Origin of the sequence: Flagellimonas algicida (assembly GCF_049629585.1) — a bacterium.
Classification (GTDB): Bacteria; Bacteroidota; Bacteroidia; order Flavobacteriales; family Flavobacteriaceae; genus Flagellimonas.
The window spans coordinates 221709-244994 of record NZ_JBMYIX010000002.1 but is presented as its reverse complement, the minus strand read 5'-3'; the positions used below and the strand labels follow the sequence as shown (position 1 = coordinate 244994).

Genomic DNA, 23286 nt, shown 5'->3' with positions numbered 1-23286 from the left:
ACTAAACTGACTAATATGAGTTTTAAAACCAAATTCCAACTGTCCTTTATGATGTTCCTCGAATTTTTTATTTGGGGCGGATGGTTTGTGACCCTAGGGACTTTTCTGGGGAATAATTTAAATGCAACCGGGGGCGAGATTGCCCAAGCTTTCTCAACACAATCATGGGGAGCCATTATAGCCCCTTTCATTATTGGGTTGATTGCGGATAGATATTTCAATGCTGAACGAATCTTGGGAGTGCTGCATTTGGTTGGGGCCTTCCTGATGTACCAAATGTACCAAGCTGATGCATTCGAGTTGTTTTACCCATATATTTTAGGATATATGATCCTATATATGCCCACATTGGCTTTGGTGAACTCCATCTCGTTCAGTCAAATGAAGGATCCTGCCAAGGAATTTTCCCCTATCCGTGTTTTTGGAACCATTGGATGGATCGTTGCTGGGTTGGTCATCAGTTATATTTTCTTTTGGGATTCCCCGGAAAGCATTCAAGCTGGAATGTTGAAGAACACCTTTTTAATGGTGGGTATTGCTTCGGCCGTTTTGGGGCTTTTCAGTTTTACCTTGCCCAAGACCCCTCCAAGTGTCAATAAGGGCGAAAAAGTATCCGTAGCTGACATGTTGGGATTGGATGCCTTGAAACTTTTGAAGGATAGAAACTTTCTGGTTTTCTTTATCTCATCGATTTTGATATGTATTCCATTGGCATTCTACTATCAAAACGCCAACCCTTTTCTTTCCGAAATCGGAATGGAGAATCCAACCGGGAAGATGACCATTGGGCAGGCATCAGAGGTTTTGTTCATGCTACTTTTACCGTATTTCTTTACCAAATTTGGATTCAAGAAAACCATCATCGCAGGGATGTTGGCCTGGACGGCCAGGTATTTACTGTTTGCTTATGGAGATGCGGGCAGTTTGGCCTTTATGCTCCTTTTGGGGATCGCATTGCATGGTATATGTTATGATTTCTTCTTTGTTTCAGGACAGATCTATACCGATAGTAAAGCCGGTGAAAAATACAAGAGTGCTGCCCAAGGATTGATTACTTTGGCCACCTACGGAGTGGGGATGCTCATCGGATTCTGGATTGCTGGTCAGATAACGGACAACTATCTTGTTTCAGAAAACAGCCATGATTGGGCAAGTATCTGGCGCTTTCCTGCTATTTTTGCCTTTGCGGTGGCAATTATCTTTGCCCTGTTGTTCAAAAATGAAAAAATAGAGTACAAAGAGTAAATTAATCAAAACATGCCAAAAAAAATTAGATTAGGAATACTTGGAGGCGGCGGTGATTCCCTTATTGGGGTATTGCACAGAGTGGCTTCTTTCATCAATGATAACTATGAAATTGTGGGGGCGGTCTTCAACCCCAATTTTGAGAACAGTTTGGATTTTGCCAAGGAAATAGACATTCCTACCAATCGTATCTACAAGGATTTTGATACGTTGGTAGAAGAGGAGCTGAAGCTTCCGGAAGAGGAGCGTATTCAGGTGTGTTCTATCCTTACACCCAACTTCCTGCATTTTCCCATGGCCAAGAAGTTGTTGGAAAACGGCTTTCATGTCATCTGCGAAAAGCCCATGACCACCACCTATGATGAAGCCAAGATCTTACAGGAAACCTTGGCCAAGGCCGGGACCGTGTTTGCGGTTACCCATACCTATACCGGGTATCCCATGGTGCGCCAAATGCGCGAGATGATCAAGGAAGGTGTTTTGGGAAAAATCCACAAAGTGGATGCACAATATTACCAAGGTTGGATCAACCCCATCATACACGATAAGGAAAAACGGTCTACCGTATGGCGCTTGGACCCCAAAAAAGCGGGCATCAGTTCCTGTATGGGCGATATTGGTGTCCATGCCTTTAATATGATTGAGTACACCACGGGACTTCAGGTGAAATCCTTGTTGTGTGATTTCAACTACCTGTATGCTGACAACCAAATGGATGTGGACGGAACGGTGTTGTTGCGCATGGGAGAACATGTAAAAGGCCTTGTTCGGGCAAGTCAGGTGGCCACTGGGGAGGAAAACAATCTTACCATAGCCATTTACGGGGAAAAAGGAGGTTTGCGATGGGAGCAGGAAAATCCCAACTACCTCTACAAATTGAACGACCCAGAACCGTTACAAGTTCTTAAACCAGGGCATGCCTATAATTCAGAATTGTCCTTGGATGGCACCAAGTTGCCCCCGGGTCACCCTGAAGGGATTTTTGATGCCATGGCGAATATCTATTTGGGTGTGGCGAGGGCCATACGAGGTGAAAAATATAATAGTGGAGAGTTCCCAACCATGACCGATGGTGTCCGTGGACTCAACTTTATAGAAAACACGGTAGCTTCACACAAACAAGGGAATGTTTGGGTAGATATGGTGGATTGAATCCGCTTATAAAATAAAGATGTAATGGCTGCCTTTCGGCGGCCATTATTTTTTATAAAGCATCTCAAACTGTTCAAAGACGACGATCATACTGTCTTTGGGCGCGGCACCGAACTGGCCAAGTTCCCGGGAGAAATAATCCCAATGCGTGTTTTTCCATTGGTCCAGACTTTTATCACCCTCACCTTCCAATCTGGCATGTTCATCACGAATACTGAAATAAGGCAACAACTTCACCGAAGTGGTCCGGATGACACATTTGGCATTGCCGTTCCAATCGGTCACCACATAGAAATCGCCAATCTTGGGAAGGGGTTCATTACGTGATTGAAGGCCCTTTAGCGCATGGGACATGGCTCTTTTGGTTTCCTTGCAGGCCAAATCGGCACAGACATTGGCATCTTTTTTATTATCATAAAAATGAATTACCCTTGGGGCATCTTCGGAGGCAAACTCCAGATGGGCGTCCAAAAAATCGCCCCACAGATTCCGGGCTGAAGCATTTTCCATAAGCAGGTATTAAGAAGATTTGTGTTGTTTAAATTGATTGGCGGCATGATTGGCGGCCCTGGCCGTGAACGCCATATAGGTCAATGAGGGGTTTACGCAACTTGCCGAGGTCATAAAGGCGCCGTCCGTTACATAGACATTGGGTACATCATGCAATTGATTGTGCTTGTTCAATACCGAGGTTTTGGAGTCGTGTCCCATTCGTGCGCCTCCCATTTCATGGATGCCCAGACCGGGACCTGTTTCGTTATCGTATGTGGTGATATTTCTAAATCCGGCAGCCTTGAGCATGGCAGCTGCCTCTTCAAGTATGGCTTCTCGCATTTTGTACTCATTGTCCTTGAACTCTACATCAAAATCCAATTGGGGCAATCCCCATTGGTCCTTTTTATCCTTGCTCAAGGTAACCCGATTGTCATGATGGGGCAACATTTCCCCAAAGCCGGTCATTCCAATTTCCCAACCACCAGGCTTTAGGATGGCCTCTTTCAGTGCTTTGCCATAGCCCATTTCCGCGACCATTTCGGACCAGTTGGTCCTATTGGCGCCACCTTGGTATCCAAATCCGCGCAAGAAGTCCTTGCGTTGCGTTTTTTCATCCAGATTGACAAACCTTGGGATGTAAAAACCATTGGGCCGTCTACCCTTATAATATTTGTCCAAATGGCCATCCACCTTGGCCGAAGCACCCAATTGGTAATGGTGGTCCATGATGTTGCGTCCCAATTGGTCATGGTTGTTGCCCATTCCATTGGGGAATGCCTTTGATTTGGATTGCAACAAGATACCCACGGATGCCATGGAAGATGCACATAGAAACACCATGTTTGCTTTAAACTCCATTTTTTCATGGGTTTCTGCATCAATGATTTTTACCCCAGTGGCCTTTTTTTGCTGCTCATCGTATATCACTTCATGGACGATGGAGTTGGGTCTTAACGTCATGTTTCCGGTCCGTTCCGCGGCAGGAAGCGTAGAGGAATTACTACTAAAATAACCTCCAAAGGGACATCCCCTCCAGCATCGGTTTCTATATTGACAAGGTCCGCGACCTTCAAATTCCGCAGTTTTTTCTGTGATGTGGGCCACTCTGCCAATGGTCAGGAGCCTGCCATCTTCAAAATTGGAAGTCAAAGCCTGTTGTAGTTCCTTTTCGGCACAATTCAACTCCATGGGAGGTTGAAATTGTCCGTCGGGTAATTGTTTGAGTCCCAAGGCTTGTCCACTTACCCCAATATAGGATTCAACCTTATCATACCAAGGGGCAATGTCCTTGTAACGAACGGGCCAATCCACGGCAATGTCCTCTTTTTTGTTGGCTTCAAAATCAATATCGCTCCAACGATAACTTTGTCGTCCCCAAATCAAGGAACGGCCACCTACCTGATAGCCCCGTATCCAATCAAAACGTTTGGTTTCTTGATAGGGATGTTCCAGGTCATTCACAAAGAAATGTTTTACATCGTCCCTGGGAGCCCATCCCACCCGTAACTGTTTGTGGTACTTTTCTTTGTCAGCACGGCTTAGTTCGCCTTTAAAGGGGTAGTCCCACGGATCATCGTTCATGGTTTTGTAATCCTCCACATGTTTTACCATGGGGCCACGTTCCAGCACTAAGGTTTTTAGTCCGTTTTCGCAGAGTTCCTTGGCGGCCCAACCGCCACTGACTCCCGTGCCTACCACAATGGCATCATAAACTTTGGCATCATTCACCATTCTACTGTTTTAATTGTTGGCTAATCCCTATATTTAGGTCTTTATTCATGGGAAGTGAGAACACCATGATATTTTTCTTAAATATAGAGGATAAATCCTAAAAATGAATGGATTTATAAATTCCAAAAACTCAACTTAAATGAAAACAATTAAAGGACCGGCTGTTTTTTTAGCACAATTTGTGGACAGTCAGCCACCGTTCAATTCTTTGGATGGGCTTTGCGAATGGGCCTCGGGTCTAGGATATAAAGGGATTCAGATTCCTACATGGGAATCCTTTCTAATTGATTTGGACAAAGCGGCCGAAAGTCAGGATTATTGCGATGAACTCAAAGGAAAGATAAACTCCTACGGATTGGAAATCACCGAATTGTCCACCCATTTACAGGGACAATTGGTGGCGGTGCACCCTGCTTACGATATCATGTTCGATAATTTTGCGCCGGACGCCCTCAAGGGCAAACCCAAGGAGCGGACACAATGGGCCATAGAGACCGTTAAAAAGGCAGCGACGGCCAGCCGAAGACTGGGATTGAACGCCCATGCCACCTTTTCGGGAGCATTGCTCTGGCACACAGCACACCCTTGGCCCCAAAGACCGGCCGGTTTGGTGGAAATGGGATTTGAGGAACTGGCCAAGCGTTGGATGCCCATATTGAACCATTTTGATGAGGAAGGTGTGGACGTATGCTATGAGATCCACCCCGGGGAGGATTTGCATGATGGGGATACCTTTGAGCGCTTTCTGGAGGCGACAGGCAACCATAAAAGGGTCAATATTCTTTACGATCCAAGTCATTTTGTGTTGCAGCAACTGGATTATATCGCTTACATAGACCATTATCACGAGTTTATAAAATCGTTTCACGTAAAGGATTCTGAGTTTAACCCAACAGGAAAGAAAGGGGCCTTTGGTGGCTACAATGATTGGGGAGATAGAGCTGGGAGATATCGCTCTTTGGGTGATGGACAAATCGATTTTAAGACCATATTCTCCAAATTGACCCAATACGGTTGCGATGTTTGGGCCGTCATGGAGTGGGAGTGTTGCATAAAAAGCCCTGAACAAGGTGCACGTGAGGGTGCCAAGTTCATTCAAGATCATATTATTGAGGCCACGACCAAGACCTTTGATGATTTTGCAGGCTCGGCAGTGGATTCGGAAAAACTTAAAAGAATATTAGGAATATGAAAAAAGCAATCGTATTGATGGCACTTGCAGTATTGTTTGCCTGCAAGGAAAAGCCCAAGGAGAATGCAACCGAAGAAGTTGCACAAGAGGTAACGAAAACACAGCAAGAACCCACATGGACGGTTTTGTTCGATGGCTCTTCCTTTGATGGATGGCATTTATACAACGGAGGTGAGATAGGAGAACCTTGGAAGCTGGAAGATGGCGCCATGGTGTACTATCCACCAAAGGAAAGAAAGAAAGGGGAGGTGTATGATATTGTCACAGATAAGGACTATACGAATTTTGTACTGTCCTTGGAGTGGAAAATTTCCGAAGGAGGGAACAGTGGAATTTTCTATGGAATATTTGAAGACGAGAAATATGGAGCACCTTATGCAACAGGTCCGGAAATTCAGGTATTGGATAATGAAGGGCATCCTGATGGCAAAAATGGAACTACCCATCAAGCTGGAGCTTTGTACGATATGATTGCCGTATCGGAAAAAACAGTAAAACCTGTAGGCGAATGGAATCTAGTGGAATTGACCATCAACCATAAAACCAATCAAGGACAAGTGGTCCTTAATGGTAAAAAGGTTGTGGAGTTTCCGGTACATGGTCCGGAATGGGATGAGATGGTTGCCAATTCCAAATTTAAAGGATGGGAAGGTTTCGGGGCCTATCAAACCGGAAAGATTGGGTTGCAAGATCACGGAAATATTGTGGCGTTCAGAAATATTAAAATAAAGGAGCTATAATATGATGACAAGCAAGAATGCCCTTTTGGCCCTGTGCGTCTTAACTGGGGCTTTTGCCTTCGGTCAAGAGAAAGAACCCACCCAACCAGAAGCCACCGAGGTTTATGAACCCGTTCCTCCAAAAGTGGTGCCGGGAAGTAATGGTGCACCACCCAGTGATGCCATTGTTCTTTTTGATGGCTCCAATTTAGACGGATGGATCAGCACCACGGACAGTACTGCTGCAAAATGGACGCTGAACAAGGATGGGAGCATGACCGTAAAGGACAAAACAGGCAATATCCAGACCCAACAGAATTTTGGGAGCATCCAATTGCACATTGAATGGAAGTCGCCGGCCCAAGTAAATGGAAAAGGACAAAACCGCGCCAATAGCGGTATCTTTTTATCGGGTTTGTATGAAGTACAGGTGCTGGACAACAACGGCAATGATACCTACGTGAACGGTCAGGTGGGGTCGGTGTATAAGCAGCATGTGCCCCTGGCCATGGCCTCCGTGCCAACAGGGGAGTGGAATACCTACGATATCATCTACCATGCCCCGGAGTTTGAAAAAGGGCAAAAAACCAAATCGGGGATACTCACGGTGATCCAAAATGGGGTGTTGATCCAAGATCATGTAGAGATCAAGGGAACCACACCGTACATTGGGTGGCCCAAGAACCCTCCACATGGAAAGGGACCATTGATGTTGCAGGACCACCAAGACAATAGTAGGGTAAGCTATAGGAACATTTGGGTAAGGGAGCTGGACTAAAGTTACCCTCTATCTTCAACAAGCAGTAGTTAAAGGGCCAATACCTATTTTGGTTACCTTTGGCAAAATTTATCGTTTCATATGATTCAATCCATGACCGGCTTTGGAAAGCATGTTGTACAGCTTCCATCAAAAAAAATTACGGTAGAGCTTAAATCGCTCAACAGTAAAAATTTGGATATCAACGCTAGGATTCCCCAAACCTTTCGGGAAAAAGAGTTGGAGTTCAGAAAGATGATAGCCGATGTCCTGATCAGGGGAAAGGTTGATCTAAGCCTTTATGTGGAAATTACTGGGGAAGAAACCACTGCCGAAGTAAACCAAGGGGTGGTCAGGAATTATATGGAACAGTTGTCAGCGATTGCCCAGGGTGACGATTTAAAGCTCTTGGAACTGGCCTTGCGTATGCCGGACACCCTGAAAACTGACAAGAACGACATTGATGTTGAAGAGTACAAAGCCATCAAGGAAGCCCTTGACCAGGCCCTGTCCAAAATAATCGAATTCAGAAATGAGGAAGGCAAGGTTTTGGAAAAGGATTTTGTGGAACGTTTGGCCAACCTGAAAGCCTTGTTGGATAAGGTGAAATCCCTTGACCCTGAACGTTTGGCCAGCGTGCGTGAGCGTTTGGAACGAGCCGTATCGGATCTACAAGTGGAAGTGGATGAGAACCGTTTTGAACAGGAGCTCATCTACTATTTGGAGAAATATGACATTACTGAGGAAAAGGTGCGTCTGGACAACCATTTGAATTATTTTGAAACCACCTTGAACTCCGATGATTCCAATGGCAAGAAGCTGGGATTCATTTCCCAGGAAATAGGAAGGGAAATCAATACCATTGGCTCCAAGGCCAATTATGCCCCCATGCAACAAGTGGTGGTGCAGATGAAGGATGAACTGGAGAAAATCAAGGAACAAATGCTGAATGTATTATGACGCAAGGAGGGAAACTCATTATTTTTTCGGCCCCATCGGGAAGCGGGAAAACAACTATTGTAAAACACTTGTTGGAACAACCCGAACTAAACTTGGCTTTTTCGGTTTCGGCCACCTCCAGACCGCGAAGGGGTAAGGAAAAACATGGGATAAATTATTACTTCATGTCCATTTCCGAGTTCAAAAGGCATATCAAGGAAGAAGATTTTTTGGAGTGGGAAGAAGTGTATCGCGATAATTTTTACGGCACCTTAAAGAGTGAGGTGGAACGTTTGTGGGCCGAAGGCAAGAATGTCATTTTTGATATTGATGTGGTCGGGGGGCTCCGTATCAAAAAGAAATTCCCCGAACAGACTTTGGCCGTTTTTGTGAAGCCACCCAGTGTGGACGAGCTCAAGATTCGCCTTAAAAAGCGTAGCACGGAAAGTGAGGATAAGATCAATATGCGGGTGGCCAAGGCCTCGGTTGAATTGGCCACGGCTCCCCAGTTTGACCGTATCATCAAGAATTATGATTTGGATACGGCCCTTAAAGAAGCCCATGAATTGGTTGCCGAATATGTTGGGGCCAAGATTCCAGATGCAAAAGAGGAATAGCTTATGAAGAAGGTAGGGCTCTTCTTTGGAACATTCAACCCCATTCATATAGGTCATTTGGTCATTGCCAACCATCTGGTGGAGTTTTCCGATCTGAATGAGGTTTGGTTTGTGATCACCCCGCAAAGTCCGTTCAAGACCAAGCAATCGCTTTTGGATGACCACCATCGGTATCAAATGGTATATGAGGCCGTACAGGAATACCCCAAGTTGAAACCCAGCAAGATTGAGTTTGACCTGCCTCAGCCCAACTATACCGTGAACACTTTGGTGCATTTGGATGAAAGATATGGGGAAGACCATCAGTTTTCCCTGATCATGGGAGAGGACAACCTGAAAAGTTTCCATAAATGGAAAAACTACGAAACCATTTTGGAACAGTATTCCTTATATGTCTATCCTCGCGTTTCGGAAGGGGAGGTGGAGCTGCAGTTCAAGGACCATCCCAAGGTGGTGCGGGTGGCTGCCCCCATCATGGAAATTTCATCCACTTTTATCCGTAGGGAACATAAAAATGGGAAAAATATAAGACCATTACTTCCCGATGTCGTCTGGAAATATATGGACGAGATGAACTTTTATCGTTAGGAGAACCTAGGGTAAGTCTTTGGAAAGAATATCCGTTCCTAGATATTTGTCATCCTTGTTTAAATACCAAGCCCGTGTCTTGGGCATTTGTATCCCGTTGATTTCTTCCAACCCTTCCAAAAGGATGTATTCCCCGTCATTTTTGCTTTCATCATGGTAAAATTGGTACACTTCCATGGCATAGGTCTTCGGGTCAAAATAGAAATACCAGGTATCGCTGCCTACTTTTTCATCATATCGAACTTTTAAGACAAGATATTCCTTGCCCTTAAAGGTTTTTACCTCCACTTTTCCATCCAATAGTGTCCCAGGGTCTTTTAGCTTCATGGGAAGCCCATACAGATAGGTATAGTAATTTTTCATGGTCCTGCCCCGTTCGCAGGATAACCTAAATTTCTCTGCATCTGCTTTTGAAAACTCTTTGTTGCCATTTAGGGTTATTGAGCAATTGTCCTTGCTCATGTCATAGGAATAGGCGTTGCCATCCTGCTCCACCTCCAACACAAATTCTTGGTTGACAAAATCGGCTTTTATGGTACTGGTACGCTTCGGTGCATTGGGGGACTCCATAATCACCTTAAAAGAGGCATCAAAATAGCTCCAGTTGTCATCGGGGTCATGGAAGGCAATGGCCTTTTCAAGTACTTTATCGGCCGTTGGCAGTTTTTGGGAATTGCCAACATGGACCGTTACGCATGTAATTAGGAAGGTGAAAAACGCATATTTGACCATCTTGTACCTAAAATTTTAGGTACAAGATAGTACTTTATGCAATGATATTGTTGCTTACTGCTCCTGTTCTATCTTGGCAGGAGGAACGGAACTGTCGTATTCTTGATAATACTGCTCCAAAAGATCCATCATGGCGGTCATTAGGTCCCGTGTCTCCAACAATAGGGAGAAATACAGAGTTGTATTTTTTGGACTGGACTCCTCGGTTCGGGTTCTTGAGACCTGACGATCAATTTTTTGCAATACCAGATCATACAGTTCTTGCTTGGAATTCAGGATGGCGTCAATCTTGTCAAAGGATTTCTTTTCGAAGGTTTCTTGGGTCCTGTCAAAAATCTCCTGTAGTTTCTGGTCGATTTCCTTGAGCTCCTTTATCTGGTTGTACTTTAATTTTTTATGGTTGTTGTACACATGGTTAAAGCTCACTTTTCCAATGTATTCAAGGGACTGGGACATATCGGTCAAATGGCCCATCGCATTGATGTAAAAGTTACTGGCGCCAATATGGGCTTCCTCAAGGTTCTTGATAAAGTAGAAGGTGTGTTCACGGAGGTCCTCAATCTCGGAAGAAAGTTTGCTGCTCTGCTTTTTGTTCTTCTTTAAGAAGTTCAAATCTTGTTTGGCCAATCCATTGATGGAGTTGGAGTAGATTCTGTTACTACGCTTAACGGCGTTGGCAATGTTGGCGGCACTTTCCTCTATCACACCTTGTATGGAGCTGCTTTCGGCTCTTCTCAAACGGTCTTCCACCTTGATTTCCTTGGTTTTCTTATTATAGGAGATATAGTTTCTTACCAAAAGAAGCACTGCTGCAAACAAAAGAATGGCAATTGCGGCACCTTTACCAAAACTGATTAGCGTTAGAATGGTCCCTGCGGCAATGAACGCTATAATGGCGGTACTGAACCATCCGGCAATAACATTAAGAACCCCTGCTACCCTGTATACGGCACTTTCGGCCCCCCAAGCCCTATCGGCCAAAGAGGTTCCCATAGCTACCATAAAGGTTACGTAGGTGGTGGAAAGGGGGAGTTTATAGGAAGTGGCCACTGAAATCAGGATACCTGCTACCATCAAGTTGACAGATGCCCTGATCATATCAAAAGCAGGTAAGTGCAACACTTTATCCTTGGATAGGTTGATTACAGGTTTTTTGAATCTTTTGTCGATGGCGCCCTGTACTGAAGGAGGGACTATGGAAGTTATCCATTCAGATACGGCAATGGAGTACCGTACAAGACTTCTGGACAAGTAATTGGGTTGAAACCGTTCCTTGGCCTCGCCTTCACGTGAGAGATTGATTTCCGTGTCGGCAACATAACGTGCTTTTTTGGAAAACCAAAGGGTGGCCACCATGATCATTCCGGATATGAACAAAAGCAGCGTAGGGGTTTCCACTTTTGTAGCAAGGATTTCCATACTAAATTCGGAAGCAGGGGTTCCAGAAACCACCCAAGCTTCATAGGATTGCCAAGCAGCAATAGGTACTCCAATGAAATTGACAAGGTCGTTTCCGGCAAAGGCCAATGCCAATGCAAAAGTTCCAACACCAATGATCAACTTATAGATATTGGTATTGGCAAACATGATGAGCACGTAGGAAATAAGGGCCCAGATCATGAAGTTCACCACTACGACCCCGTACACTTGGGTCTCTAAAAAATCCTTGATGGTCATGCCGTTGATAAAACCATAGGTTTGGTCGGCAAAGGGAGTTCCTTTAATCCCTTTTATCAGGATAAAATAGGTAATCGCCGAAAGAGCAACACCTCCAAAAATAGCTCCGGTCCATTTGGGTTTTTTCTGAAAATCATAGGATAGCAAAAGTCTTGATACCCATTGCACCAAAGCCCCAATGGTAAATGCAATGACAACGGACGAAAGGATGCCTATAATAATTTCAATGGCCTTATCCGTATTGATGTAGTTGATTACATCCGTGAAATTCCCATTTTGCGCCCCGATTTTGATCAAGGCCATGGCTACGGCCGCACCCAAAAGGTTGAAGACTATGGATACCGTTGTAGAGGTGGGCATGCCCAGGGTGTTGAAAAAGTCAAGAAGCAGAATATCAGTGATCATCACAGCCATAAAAATGAACATGATTTCATCAAAATAGAATTGCCCGGGATTAAAAATACCCTTTCGGGCCACCTCCATTAGACCACTGGAAAAAATAGCGCCACAGGCAATACCTATACTGGCCACGATCATAATGGTCCTAAAGGAAATTGCCTTGGAACCAATGGCCGAATTAAGAAAGTTTACCGCATCATTGCTGACACCAACCACAAGGTCGGCTATGGCCAAGGCCGCCAAGGCGACCATAATCAAAAAGTAAATACTATCCATAGTGTAATTAAAAGTCCAAAAAATTTTTCAAATATCTAGAGAATGCCCTATGATTAAGTTATGTTAAGGTTATCTTTTACAGGTGAACATCCAACTGTAACCGGAACATTAACTCATCAGTTCCTTGATCAACAGTTAGATAACTAAGATCAGTTTGCAGTTTTAGTTTATGGCCTACAATATATTTTGAAAGTCCGAGTGTATACTGTTTCGCTGGATTTTTTCCGGTAACGTTTTCGTCTAATTTTATGCTGGTAAACCTAGCGGATAGTTCCCAGTCCTTTTTAAGAAGATATCCAGTTTGAAGGTTCAATCCGTTTCCAATTTGCACAACGTCCCCGGTTTCGGTACCATCCAAATTTTTGGCAATGGGGTCATCCGCATCACGGTGGGCATATTCCCCCATGAGGGAGAATCCTTTGTACTTGAACATAAAATCAAGAAAGAAAGTGGAGATATCCGTTTCATGGAAACCGGTATCGGTGAACATGTATGTACCTATGTTGCTCCGGGTCTTTACGGCATCTTTGTTGAGGTCGTATGTAGCGCCTACCATCAATTTAGGGGTTTCTTCCCGTGCCAGATCGGCCCCTTTATAATCACCTTTGGACTGGAATTTTCCAAAGGGAAGGAATTCCAGACGGGAGGTATACTGATGTCCTCCAAGGTTGCCTGCGGTAACATTTCTCCCCTCCCCTTGGGAGAAGGCGAACTTTTCCCTAATCAAAGCCTGTTTTCCCAAGTTGAAATAATGCCTTAGTTGGAACCCCATATCCCGATCAATGTTGAACTTAGAATTGAGCAAGGAGCGATCTACCTGTTGGAGGTCTCCGGAAGAAATAACACGCTCTATGTTCCCGGGGAGTTTGGTCTGCCCAAACCACAGTTCGAAATTCTCATAAAAGTTCCATTTCACTACGGCATCAAAGATATATCTGGGCGTGTTTCCCGTAAATTGGGAGCCTCCTGAAATATCGCGGTTGGAGAGCCCCAATTCAATTTTATATCGAAGCTTTGGCGTGTATACAAACCCATCAAATTTTAATCTGGCCCTACGCACCAAGAAATTCTGTTCTGGGTTTTGTAACCCATCAGTTTCACTATTTTCCCAATTGGCAATGGCCAGAAGTTGCATTCTTGCCCCAACTTTGGAGCTCCAAGTGCTATCCTTGCCAACAATGTTCAATACTCCTTTACCAAAAGTTGATGAACTTAAATCTTGTGAGTGGGAAAAATGGGTGCATAAGAAAATAAAGAAAGACCCTGTTAGGGCTAACTTTTTGATATTCATTACAGTACTAGTTTTTGTCGCTGCAAAGAACAGCACCCAATGTTAAGTTAATGTTTTCTGTATGTTATATTAAAGATAGGAGGTGAATAAAAAAGGCTACCTTATTGAAAAGGTAGCCCTAGGATTTCGAAGAATAGTCGACAAAAACTAATATCCGTAACGAAAACCTTAGCTGTAATGCTGTAATCTGACAAAAATGCCCTAATGGGATGTCTTTAGTGTAATGTAAAAATTAAGGAATCATTAAACTTTTGTGAGTCTAAAGGGCAATACGGGACAAGGTTTTTCTTGGAACGTACCCAAGGTTCAGCGTATATTGCACCAATATGAACTGGGAACAATTACTCTCACTACGGCGCCACGGCGATACCCATAAACGATTGCGAAAAGAGCAAAACGAGACCCGTTTAGGGTTCGAAGTGGATTACGACCGCATTATTTTCTCCTCGGCATTCCGAAGTCTTCAGGACAAGACCCAAGTGGTTCCCATGCCCATTAGTGTAGGTTCCAACAAAGACTTTGTGCATACGAGGCTTACCCATAGTTTGGAGGTTTCTGTGGTGGGGAGAAGTCTGGGGCGAATAGCAGGACAGAAGATCCTCTCCAAATATCCGTTTCTATCGGAAGTGCATGGGTATCAGTTTAATGATTTTGGTGCTATTGTTGCCGCGGCGGCCTTGGCCCATGACATAGGAAATCCTCCTTTTGGGCATAGCGGGGAAAAGGCCATTGGAAATTATTTTGCGCAGGGGAATGGGAGAAAATATAAAGAGGTTCTTTCCGAGGTGGAATACCAAGACCTGATTGATTTTGAAGGGAACGCCAATGGATTTAAACTGTTGACCGAATCCAGGGACGGTGTGCCGGGTGGGTTGCGACTCAGTTATGCCACCTTGGGAGCTTTTATGAAGTACCCCAAAGCTTCGTTGCCCAAAAAGCCCTCTCGGCATATAGCGGACAAGAAATTTGGCTTTTTTCAATCCGAAAAGGATTTTTTCATGGAAGTGGTGAACGAAATTGGACTTGTTCCCAATCCCCATAATCCGGAAATGGGCTATTACCGTCACCCTTTGACCTATCTAGTGGAGGCGGCGGATGACATCTGCTATACCATCATCGATTTTGAGGATGGTATCAATTTGGGTTTGATTTCAGAGGAATATGCGTTGGAATATTTGATCAAGTTGGTGAAGGACAACATCAACACCAAAAAATATGGGGCCATGACCAGCTCCAGTGACCGGTTGAGCTATTTGAGGGCCATGACCATAAACACCTTGATCAGCGATGCCGTCGAAGTCTTTGTGAACAACGAGGAAACCATTTTAAAGGGAGATTTTGGCGCAGCACTTTTGGACAAGGGGAAGTACAAAGCACAAATAGATGATATTCTAAAGTTGAGTGTTGAAAAAATCTACCAATCTGCCCATGTGATCGATAAGGAATTGGCAGGGTATCGAATCATTGCGGACCTATTGGACATGTATACTACGGCCTTGATCCGAAAAAAGGAAGACCGTGCCAACAATTATGATGGATTATTGATCAAGAGCTTGCCTGAAAATTACAGAAACACGGATGCCTCTGTATACAAGATTTTATTGGACACCAGCTGTTTTGTGGCCAGTCTATCGGATAGTGCGGCGGTACACATCCATGATAAGTTGACCGGCCGGAAAATTTAGAAGGCGTATCTAAGGCCTACCCCTAAAATCTGCTTAAACTGTATTTTGGATATTCCCGGATCGGTTATCGTACCATCTTCAGCTACCACTTCGTCAAACTTAATGTCATCATCAAAAATCACATGGGTGCCGATCATGGCGTTCATATATTCATTGACTTTTAGGTTGAAGGTCATTTCCCAATCCACATCCACGTTGCCAAAACTCCTTACATAATCCGTATAAAGGTTGATGCGATGGTTCATCAACACATTTTTAAGGATTTCCTTTTCCCAGGTGTTGGTAACGAGGAAACCAAGTTCCAGAAATACATTTTCTCCCTCATCCACCCCAAATGCACCTTGGTTGGACAAAGTTTCATCCAAAACAAAGGTAGATTTCAAGGTAGCGGGAGAAATGTAGAGGTTGAATTTTTCATTTTGGGGAATATAGGAGGTACCAATACCGACAAAAAGATAACCGGGAGCCATAAATCTGGAAATCGGGTTTTCCCGGTCGGGATATTTAAAACCGTTGGAAAACTGGGTGTTGAAATTCGCTTTTACCGAATAGTACCAGTTGGTGATGGTGTCTTTTCTAAAACCTATGGTAGAGGATAATCGTATTTGATCGTCCGTTTTTCGCAGTTTCCTCCCTTCTTGGGCGTTGAGGCCGTACCGTAGTTTCACCTCATTTTTCCAGTTCAGGTACCGGAATTTGTAATTTCGTTCAAAGTCGGCACTGGCCAAGGCAGATACGGAATTGTCACCCCCAGCATTCCAATTTACAAAGGAAACTTCATTGATATTAAGGCCAAATGCATTCTTTTTATCCCAAAAGGAATGGGGTACAAAGCGTTTGTACCACCTTTTAATGGGTTTTACCCGATTAAGCACCGTTCTTGGGTCGGTCAGTTTTGCACTACGGGTGAGGTACTTGAGTTTGACATCCTTTATCCGTACCACCCGAAAGCCGGTCTCGGTACTGTCGGGTTCAAAAACTTTTAAACGATTGATCTGGGCATTGGCGGAAAAGGAGACGGCTAGGAAGAGGAGTAAACAACAGATTATTCGCATTGGTCTAAGGTTGATTGTATAAAAGAATGAATGGTTTCAAAATCTATGCCAGCCAGTTTATGCGTCTGCGGAATTGTTCCATGACCAACAAACCTATCTGGAATGCCAAAAATTGTAACAGGTTTCACATATTGTTCTGCATTGGCAAACTCCAGTACCGCGGAACCAAACCCACCTATCTCGCAACCATCCTCGAGCGTAATGATATGATCATACGTCTTAAAAATGGTGCGCAACAGTTTTTGGTCCAAGGGCTTTACAAAACGCATATCGTAATGGCCAATGGCATCGGTTTGGTCAAGTGTTTGCAATAACCGGGAAATTTCATTTCCAATATGACCCACGGTAAGGACGGCTATTTTTGACCCTTCCTTGAGGCAACGCCCTGTTCCCCATGGAGTGGGTTCCAATTCATTTTTCCAGTCAATGGTTACACCTTGTCCCCGGGGGTATCGAATGGCGATGGGTCCATCCATGCCCAATTGGGCCGTGTACATGATGTTCCTAAGTTCCATTTCGTTCATGGGGGCAAATAAGGTAAGATTGGGAATGCATCTTAAGTATGCAATATCAAACACACCATGGTGCGTGGGACCGTCCTGACCTACCAGTCCAGCTCTATCCAAGCAAAAAATGACCGGGAGGTTCTGGAGGGCCACATCATGGATGACCTGATCATAGGCACGTTGCAAAAAGGTGGAATAGATATTGCAAAATGGGATAAGCCCTTGTGCGGCCATCCCGGCGGCCAAGGTCACTGCATGTTGCTCCGCGATGCCCACATCAAATGCCCGATCGGGTATTTGCTCCATCATGTATTTAAGGGAACTTCCTGTGGGCATGGCAGGCGTGATGCCCACTATATTCTTGTTTTTTTGGGCCAATTCCACCAAGGTATGCCCAAATACTTCCTGGTATTTCGGGGGTTGGGCCTCTTGGGGTTTCTTGAGGCGTTCCCCGGTAACTTTATCGAATTTTCCGGGGGCATGGTAAACCACCTGATCTTCTTCCGCTTTTTTTAAGCCTTTTCCTTTGGTGGTAATGATATGAAGGAGTTTGGGGCCATCCACTTCCTTTAGGCGCTGCAATTCTTCCACAAGGCGTTTTACATCATGTCCATCCAATGGACCGGAATAATCAAGGTTCAAACATTCAAAAATATTTTCATCCTTGGCCGTACCGGCTTTCACGTTGGTGAGGTATTTTTTTAGGGCCCCTACACTGGGGTCTATGCCTATGGCATTGTCATTTAGGATGATGAGGGCATTTACATTGGTGACCCCAAGATGGTTCAATCCTTCAAAGGCCATGCCGCTGGCTATGGAGGCATCGCCCACCACGGCAATGTGCTGTTTGGAGTTTTCCCCACTTAGTTTGGAGGCCATGGCCATTCCCAAAATGGCCGATATCGCCGTAGAGCTATGTCCGGTGCCAAAATCATCATATGGGCTTTCACTACGTTTGGGAAATCCGCTTATTCCACCAAGTTGTCTGTTGGTTTCGAAAATTTCCTTTCTACCGGTCAATATTTTGTGGCCATAGGCTTGATGGCCCACGTCCCATATAAGCTTATCTGTTGGAGTATCAAAAACATAATGGAGGGCTATGGTGAGTTCCACAACTCCCAAGCTGGCCCCCAAATGGCCTTCTTTTGTAGAAACAATATCAATAATAAATTCCCGAAGCTCTTGGGCGAGTTTGGGTAGTTTATCCAAAGGCAGTTTTTTAAGGTCTGCCGGGGAATTGATATGTGTTAAAAGCGTTTCCAACGAATAAAAAACAAAAGTACCTATAATAGGTAAAATTATTTTATGCTTAGCTTAGCCTTTTGATGAAAAGTTTCAATAAAAATTGTGGAGAACCCGTTTGACGACACCTATTTTATGAAAAAAGCCCTACAAGAGGCCGAAATGGCCTATGAAATGGGTGAAGTTCCCGTGGGGGCCATCGTAGTAGTGGACAACCGGATTATTGGACGTGCCCATAACCTCACGGAGCGATTGAAGGATGTAACGGCCCATGCCGAGATGCAGGCCATAACAGCGGCATCAAATTTTCTTGGCGGTAAGTATCTGCATGGTTGCACACTCTATGTGACCTTGGAACCGTGCCAAATGTGTGCTGGGGCACTATATTGGAGCCAAATTTCAAAGATTGTCTATGGGGCGGCCGATTTGGAGCGAGGATTCAATGTCATGGGAGGCCATCTGCACCCCAAAACGGAAGTGGTCAGTGGAATTATGGAAAACGAGGCTTCGGAATTACTGAAACGTTTTTTTATCCAAAGAAGAAACCTCAACTAAAGTAAAAGCCCCGGCATGGGCCAGGGCTTCGAAATTTTTCAAAATAAAATATAATTATCCGATTACTTGCACTTGTGCAGCAACCCTTCCTTTTCTTCCTTCTTCTTCTTGGTATTCTACTTTGTCGCCTTCGTTCAATTCCACCCCGTTCAATGCTGTAACATGAACAAAGATGTCCTTTCCTGTGTCGTCGTTGGTAATGAACCCATAACCTTTGGATCCATTAAAAAATTTTACTGTACCGGTCATTAAAAAAAAATAAATGTTAAAGCACGAATGTAGGATATTTTACGTCTAATCAGGTAAAATAACCATTAAATCTTGATGAGATTATTCTTTTCCAGTGTTTTTGCGCTCTTGATCCTGCATTTTTTTTATGTTGTCCTTGGTGAGCATGTAGTCTTTCATGTTCTTGCCCTTGCTCTCCTTGAACAGGAAAAGGGGCATGGCCACCAAAAACAGTCCTATGGTACCCAAACCGATATATTTGTGGGCAGTGGAAGGTTGTTCCTCTTCAATGGAAAAGCCAAATATGATGGAGGAAATGGAAGCCAGAACGATAAGGACAATGATATATTTGAGCTTGAATTTCATTGGGTGTAATTGATGAGTTTTCGGCGATAGGCCGTCAATAATTTCGATTTTGAAATAAAACCTTCGTATGTACCATCCTTGATAACGGGAAGGTTCCAGGCCCCACTGTCCTGAAACTTTTTCATGACCTGTTTCATGGTATCCTTTCCATAAAAGATATGCTCGGGAGGGGCATGCATTAAATTCTTTACATGAACGGTTTCATAAAGATCTCGATCAAACATAAATTGGCGAATATCATCCAACACAATGATGCCCATCAATTTTTTATCATCGTCCAGCACCGGGAAAATGTTCCTTTTGGATTTGGAAACGGATTCGTGCAACATATCCCCCAAGGACATTTCTGGATGTACCGATTTGAAATTTTTCTCGATTACATCGTCCATTTCCATAAGTCCCAAGACCATTTGGTCCTTATTGTGGGATAGTACGGCGCCAATTTTTGCCAGTTCTTTGGTGTAAATGGTATAGTCCAACGCATTTTTGGTGGTGAGATAGGAGATGGAAGCCGTAATCATCAAGGGAACAAAGAGTTCATAACCTCCAGTGATTTCAGCAATCAAGAAGATAGCGGTCAAAGGCGCATGGATAACCCCAGCGATCAAACCGGCCATGCCGATCAGGGTGAAGTTGCTCTCCGATACCGAAAATCCGAGCCCCAGATGGTTGATGATCTTGGCCACTACATTGCCCAACGCGCTTCCCATAACCATGGTGGGAATAAAGATTCCACCGGCACCACCAGCGGCAAAGGTCGTGGTCATGGCTATGGCCTTAAAAATGGTAATGCCGAACAAAAGGGCAATCACTACCCAAATGTTATCCGTATAAGCATCGAACGGGGTTTTTCCCAAAGCCTTTAAATGGTCCCCATCCAATAAATTATTGATGAAACCAAAACCTTCTCCGTAGAGTGGAGGGATGGCATAAAGCATAATTCCTATGGCAATACCGCCTACCAAAAGTTTGTACTTGGGGCTTTTGAACCGTTTGAAAAAGGTGAGTATGGAAAAGTACATCTTGGTAAAATATATCGAGGCGAAGGCGGTACCCACGCCCAACAATACATAAAATGGGGTATCCTTCAATTCAAATCCTTCTGTAAGGGAAAAACTAAAAAGCACTTCGTTTCCCAAAAAGAAATAGGAGGTGAGCACTCCAGAAATTGATGCCAAAAGTAGGGGTAGCATGGACATCATGGTCAAATCCAGTGTGAATACCTCCACGGCAAAGATGATGGCGGCAATAGGGGATTGGAAGATGGATGAAATGGCCCCTGCCGAAGCACAGGCAACCAATAAGGACCGGGTCTTGGCATCAATATGAAACAGACGACTAAGGTTGGAACTTATGGCCGAACCGGACTTGACTGCTGGCCCCAAAAGTCCCACGGACCCTCCAAACCCTACAGTAAGTGGAGCTGTGATCAGTGGGGCGTAAATATCCTTGGTCGATAGGAGTCCGCCTTTTTTGGAAAGGGAGAAAATGATGGATGACACGGCATGCTGAATCGGCTTTTTGTGTACAAACTTTACGTAGAGATACACAAACGTCAACCCAATGGTGGGTAGGATGAAGTAGAGCTGATTTTCTGAAAAAACGATTCCCATTTTAAGGAGGGACTCGATAAAATAGGTGAAGTTTTTTAAGGTAACGGCCACCAACCCGGCCAAAAAACCCACTACCAGACTCATGAGGTGCACAAAAGTTTTGTTGGAGATATTTTTATACCTCCATTTCAAAAACTTCGTGAATATTTTTTTTGTTCGGTTGGACATGAGGTTGATGAAACTACCTAAATGTATTAAAAAATCCCGCTTAAGCGGGATTGTGTTTTAAAGATCCAACTTTAAATGGAGTTCTTTAAGTTGCTCATCATCAATGCTCGCCGGAGCATCTATCATAACATCCCTACCGCTATTGTTTTTTGGGAAAGCGATAAAGTCGCGAATGGTCTCCTGTCCACCTAAAATGGCCACCAATCGGTCCAAACCAAATGCAATTCCACCATGGGGCGGGGCACCGTATTGGAAGGCATCCATTAAAAACCCGAACTGGGCCTTGGCCTCTTCAGGGGTAAACCCTAGATGCTTGAACATGGTTGCCTGTACTTGTTTATCGTGGATACGGATAGATCCACCGCCAATTTCATTGCCGTTCAACACCAAATCATAGGCATTGGCCTTGACAGCTCCCGGGTCGGTGTCCAACAATTCCAATTGACCGGGTTTTGGTGAGGTGAAGGGGTGGTGCATGGCATGATAGGTGCCGGTTTCCTCATCCAGTTCCAACAAGGGAAAATCCACGACCCATAGAGGAGCGAACTCATCCGGTTTTCTTAGACCGAGCCTTTCGGCCAACTCCATTCTAAGGGCGCTGAGCTGTGCACGGGTTTCGTTGGTGTTCCCGGAAAGAACACAAATAAGGTCGCCCGGTTTTGCGCCAGTGACTTCGGCCCATTGGGCCAAATCATCTTGGTCATAAAACTTATCCACGGATGATTTGTAGGAACTGTCCTCGTTGCATTTTACGTAGACCATCCCCTTGGCACCCACTTGGGGGCGTTTAACCCAATCGATAAGGGCGTCTATTTCTTTTCGGGTATAGCTTGCTGCTCCGGGAACAGCGATGCCCACAACCAGCTCGGCAGAGTTAAAGACGTTGAACTCCTTATGTTGGGCCACGGCGTTCAGTTCCCCAAACTGCATTCCAAAACGGATATCGGGCTTGTCGTTACCATACAGGCGCATGGCATCATCAAAAGTCATTCTTGGAAATTCATCGATTTCCACTCCTTTTATTTCCTTGAGCAAATGCTTGGTAAGGCCTTCAAAGGTATTCAGGATGTCCTCTTGTTCCACAAAGGCCATTTCGCAATCTATCTGGGTGAATTCGGGTTGTCTGTCTGCCCGTAGGTCTTCATCCCTAAAGCATTTTACAATTTGAAAATACTTGTCCAGCCCACCGACCATCAACAACTGCTTAAACGTCTGTGGGGATTGGGGCAGGGCGTAGAACTGACCTTCATTCATTCGGCTAGGGACCAAAAAGTCGCGCGCGCCTTCTGGGGTAGACTTGATCAAATAGGGGGTCTCCACATCGATGAATCCTTGTTCCGAAAGGTATTTTCGGACTTCCATGCTTACTTTGTGCCTAAAAATAAGCTTGTTCTTTACCGGATTCCTTCGGATATCCAAGTAACGGTATTTCATGCGGATGTCCTCTCCGCCATCCGTTTCATCCTCAATGGTAAAGGGGGGCAGGAGGGATTTGTTGAGAATGGTAAGTTCCTTGACCAATACCTCGATTTCCCCAGTTGGGATATTTGGGTTTTTTGAGGCCCGTTCAATGACCTCTCCCTTGACCTGAATCACCGTTTCACGACCCAATTCCCTGGCTTGTTCCAAAAGCTCTTTGGGGGTGCGGTCTTCATCAAACACCAATTGGGTAATGCCGTAGCGATCGCGAAGGTCTACCCAAACCACAAAACCCTTGTCACGGAGTTTGTGTACCCAACCACTTAAAACTACTTCCGAACCGATATGTGATGCCCTTAATGCACCGCAGGTATTACTTCTGTACATGATGTTTGTTATGAGACGGCAAATTTAATAGGAATGCCAAAATTTATTGCTAGATATATGGATTTTCTCCTTCCTGATCGGCATAGGATTTTGATAAAAGAGCTTTTGACCTCGATCCAATCATAGGCCAGCGTAAAGGTTTGATTCAAAAAGGGTGCTTTTTTTACCGATAAACGGGATAAAATGCAATTTTACTAAAAAGTTAACTATCTATATTTCAGTTAAATATGAATTTAATGTAAATTTATTGTT

At 44.4% G+C, this 23286-nt stretch carries 21 protein-coding genes; 10 read left to right on the top strand and 11 right to left on the bottom strand.

The annotated features are described in order from the left end of the window. The first annotated feature begins 15 nt into the window (after nt 1–15). Entirely contained in the window at nt 16–1245 is a 1230-nt protein-coding gene (locus ACPD8L_RS09900) for a nucleoside permease (protein WP_116216842.1), read from the top strand. A gap of 12 nt (nt 1246–1257) precedes the next feature. Next, nucleotides 1258–2397: a Gfo/Idh/MocA family protein gene (locus ACPD8L_RS09895; RefSeq protein WP_423943192.1), complete on the top strand. Its 1140-nt coding sequence runs from the start codon at nt 1258–1260 to the stop codon at nt 2395–2397. Between the two features lie 45 nt (nt 2398–2442). Here the strand turns inward: ACPD8L_RS09895 and ACPD8L_RS09890 are convergent, their stop codons facing one another. Then, nucleotides 2443–2907, bottom strand: a complete 465-nt coding sequence (locus tag ACPD8L_RS09890; RefSeq protein ID WP_423943191.1) for an ASCH domain-containing protein — start codon at nt 2905–2907, stop codon at nt 2443–2445. Nucleotides 2908–2916: 9 nt separating this feature from the next. Next, nucleotides 2917–4623, bottom strand: coding sequence for a GMC oxidoreductase (locus tag ACPD8L_RS09885; RefSeq protein ID WP_423943189.1), 1707 nt, complete (start codon nt 4621–4623; stop codon nt 2917–2919). A gap of 139 nt (nt 4624–4762) precedes the next feature. On the opposite strand from ACPD8L_RS09885, the gene ACPD8L_RS09880 reads away from it, so the two are divergent. The 6 genes from ACPD8L_RS09880 (at nt 4763) to nadD (ending at nt 9435) form a co-directional block, all read left to right on the top strand. Further along, nucleotides 4763–5815, top strand: coding sequence for a sugar phosphate isomerase/epimerase family protein (locus tag ACPD8L_RS09880; protein ID WP_116216846.1), 1053 nt, complete (start codon nt 4763–4765; stop codon nt 5813–5815). Then, entirely contained in the window at nt 5812–6555 is a 744-nt protein-coding gene (locus ACPD8L_RS09875) for a 3-keto-disaccharide hydrolase (RefSeq protein ID WP_423943187.1), read from the top strand. Before ACPD8L_RS09880 ends, ACPD8L_RS09875 begins: the two co-directional genes overlap by 4 nt. A gap of 4 nt (nt 6556–6559) precedes the next feature. After that, complete coding sequence (locus tag ACPD8L_RS09870) at nt 6560–7312, top strand: 3-keto-disaccharide hydrolase (RefSeq protein WP_423943858.1); 753 nt, start codon at nt 6560–6562, stop codon at nt 7310–7312. Nucleotides 7313–7393: 81 nt separating this feature from the next. Continuing rightward, complete coding sequence (locus ACPD8L_RS09865) at nt 7394–8251, top strand: YicC/YloC family endoribonuclease (RefSeq protein ID WP_293303525.1); 858 nt, start codon at nt 7394–7396, stop codon at nt 8249–8251. Continuing rightward, entirely contained in the window at nt 8248–8847 is a 600-nt protein-coding gene (gene gmk / locus ACPD8L_RS09860; RefSeq protein ID WP_423943186.1) for a guanylate kinase, read from the top strand. The genes ACPD8L_RS09865 and gmk overlap by 4 nt, the downstream gene beginning before the upstream one ends. 3 nt (nt 8848–8850) lie before the next feature. Then, nucleotides 8851–9435: a nicotinate (nicotinamide) nucleotide adenylyltransferase gene (nadD, locus tag ACPD8L_RS09855; protein ID WP_116216850.1), complete on the top strand. Its 585-nt coding sequence runs from the start codon at nt 8851–8853 to the stop codon at nt 9433–9435. A gap of 6 nt (nt 9436–9441) precedes the next feature. Here the strand turns inward: nadD and ACPD8L_RS09850 are convergent, their stop codons facing one another. From ACPD8L_RS09850 to ACPD8L_RS09840, 3 genes are all read right to left on the bottom strand, one after another. After that, entirely contained in the window at nt 9442–10167 is a 726-nt protein-coding gene (locus ACPD8L_RS09850; protein WP_423943184.1) for a DUF6503 family protein, read from the bottom strand. 54 nt (nt 10168–10221) lie between these two features. Further along, nucleotides 10222–12519: an inorganic phosphate transporter gene (locus ACPD8L_RS09845; protein WP_423943182.1), complete on the bottom strand. Its 2298-nt coding sequence runs from the start codon at nt 12517–12519 to the stop codon at nt 10222–10224. Nucleotides 12520–12595: 76 nt separating this feature from the next. Beyond that, nucleotides 12596–13810, bottom strand: coding sequence for a porin (locus tag ACPD8L_RS09840; RefSeq protein ID WP_423943180.1), 1215 nt, complete (start codon nt 13808–13810; stop codon nt 12596–12598). Between the two features lie 326 nt (nt 13811–14136). On the opposite strand from ACPD8L_RS09840, the gene dgt reads away from it, so the two are divergent. Continuing rightward, nucleotides 14137–15495, top strand: coding sequence for a dGTP triphosphohydrolase (dgt, locus tag ACPD8L_RS09835; RefSeq protein WP_423943178.1), 1359 nt, complete (start codon nt 14137–14139; stop codon nt 15493–15495). On the opposite strand, the gene ACPD8L_RS09830 is transcribed toward dgt, so the two are convergent. Continuing rightward, nucleotides 15492–16550: a DUF3078 domain-containing protein gene (locus ACPD8L_RS09830; protein WP_423943177.1), complete on the bottom strand. Its 1059-nt coding sequence runs from the start codon at nt 16548–16550 to the stop codon at nt 15492–15494. The two genes, dgt and ACPD8L_RS09830, sit on opposite strands and share 4 nt — an antisense overlap. Further along, nucleotides 16541–18319 carry a 1-deoxy-D-xylulose-5-phosphate synthase gene (dxs, locus tag ACPD8L_RS09825; protein ID WP_423943175.1) on the bottom strand — a complete coding sequence of 593 codons (1779 nt, stop codon included), beginning with the start codon at nt 18317–18319 and terminating at the stop codon, nt 16541–16543. The genes ACPD8L_RS09830 and dxs overlap by 10 nt, the downstream gene beginning before the upstream one ends. 84 nt (nt 18320–18403) lie before the next feature. Here dxs and ACPD8L_RS09820 point away from each other — a divergent pair, with 84 nt between their 5' ends. After that, complete coding sequence (locus ACPD8L_RS09820; RefSeq protein ID WP_116216856.1) at nt 18404–18853, top strand: nucleoside deaminase; 450 nt, start codon at nt 18404–18406, stop codon at nt 18851–18853. Between the two features lie 54 nt (nt 18854–18907). Here the strand turns inward: ACPD8L_RS09820 and ACPD8L_RS09815 are convergent, their stop codons facing one another. The 4 genes from ACPD8L_RS09815 to aspS all read right to left on the bottom strand — a co-directional run bounded on the left by ACPD8L_RS09815 (nt 18908) and on the right by aspS (nt 23034). Further along, nucleotides 18908–19102 (bottom strand): cold-shock protein, encoded by a 195-nt coding sequence (locus ACPD8L_RS09815; protein WP_116216857.1) that lies wholly within the window; start codon nt 19100–19102, stop codon nt 18908–18910. Nucleotides 19103–19183: 81 nt separating this feature from the next. After that, nucleotides 19184–19447 (bottom strand): hypothetical protein, encoded by a 264-nt coding sequence (locus tag ACPD8L_RS09810; protein WP_116216858.1) that lies wholly within the window; start codon nt 19445–19447, stop codon nt 19184–19186. After that, on the bottom strand, nt 19444–21144 hold the full coding sequence (locus ACPD8L_RS09805; protein WP_421810524.1) for a chloride channel protein: 1701 nt from the start codon (nt 21142–21144) through the stop codon (nt 19444–19446). Before ACPD8L_RS09805 ends, ACPD8L_RS09810 begins: the two co-directional genes overlap by 4 nt. Nucleotides 21145–21285: 141 nt before the next feature. Then, nucleotides 21286–23034, bottom strand: coding sequence for an aspartate--tRNA ligase (gene aspS / locus ACPD8L_RS09800; protein ID WP_423943174.1), 1749 nt, complete (start codon nt 23032–23034; stop codon nt 21286–21288). Nucleotides 23035–23286 lie beyond the last annotated feature (252 nt).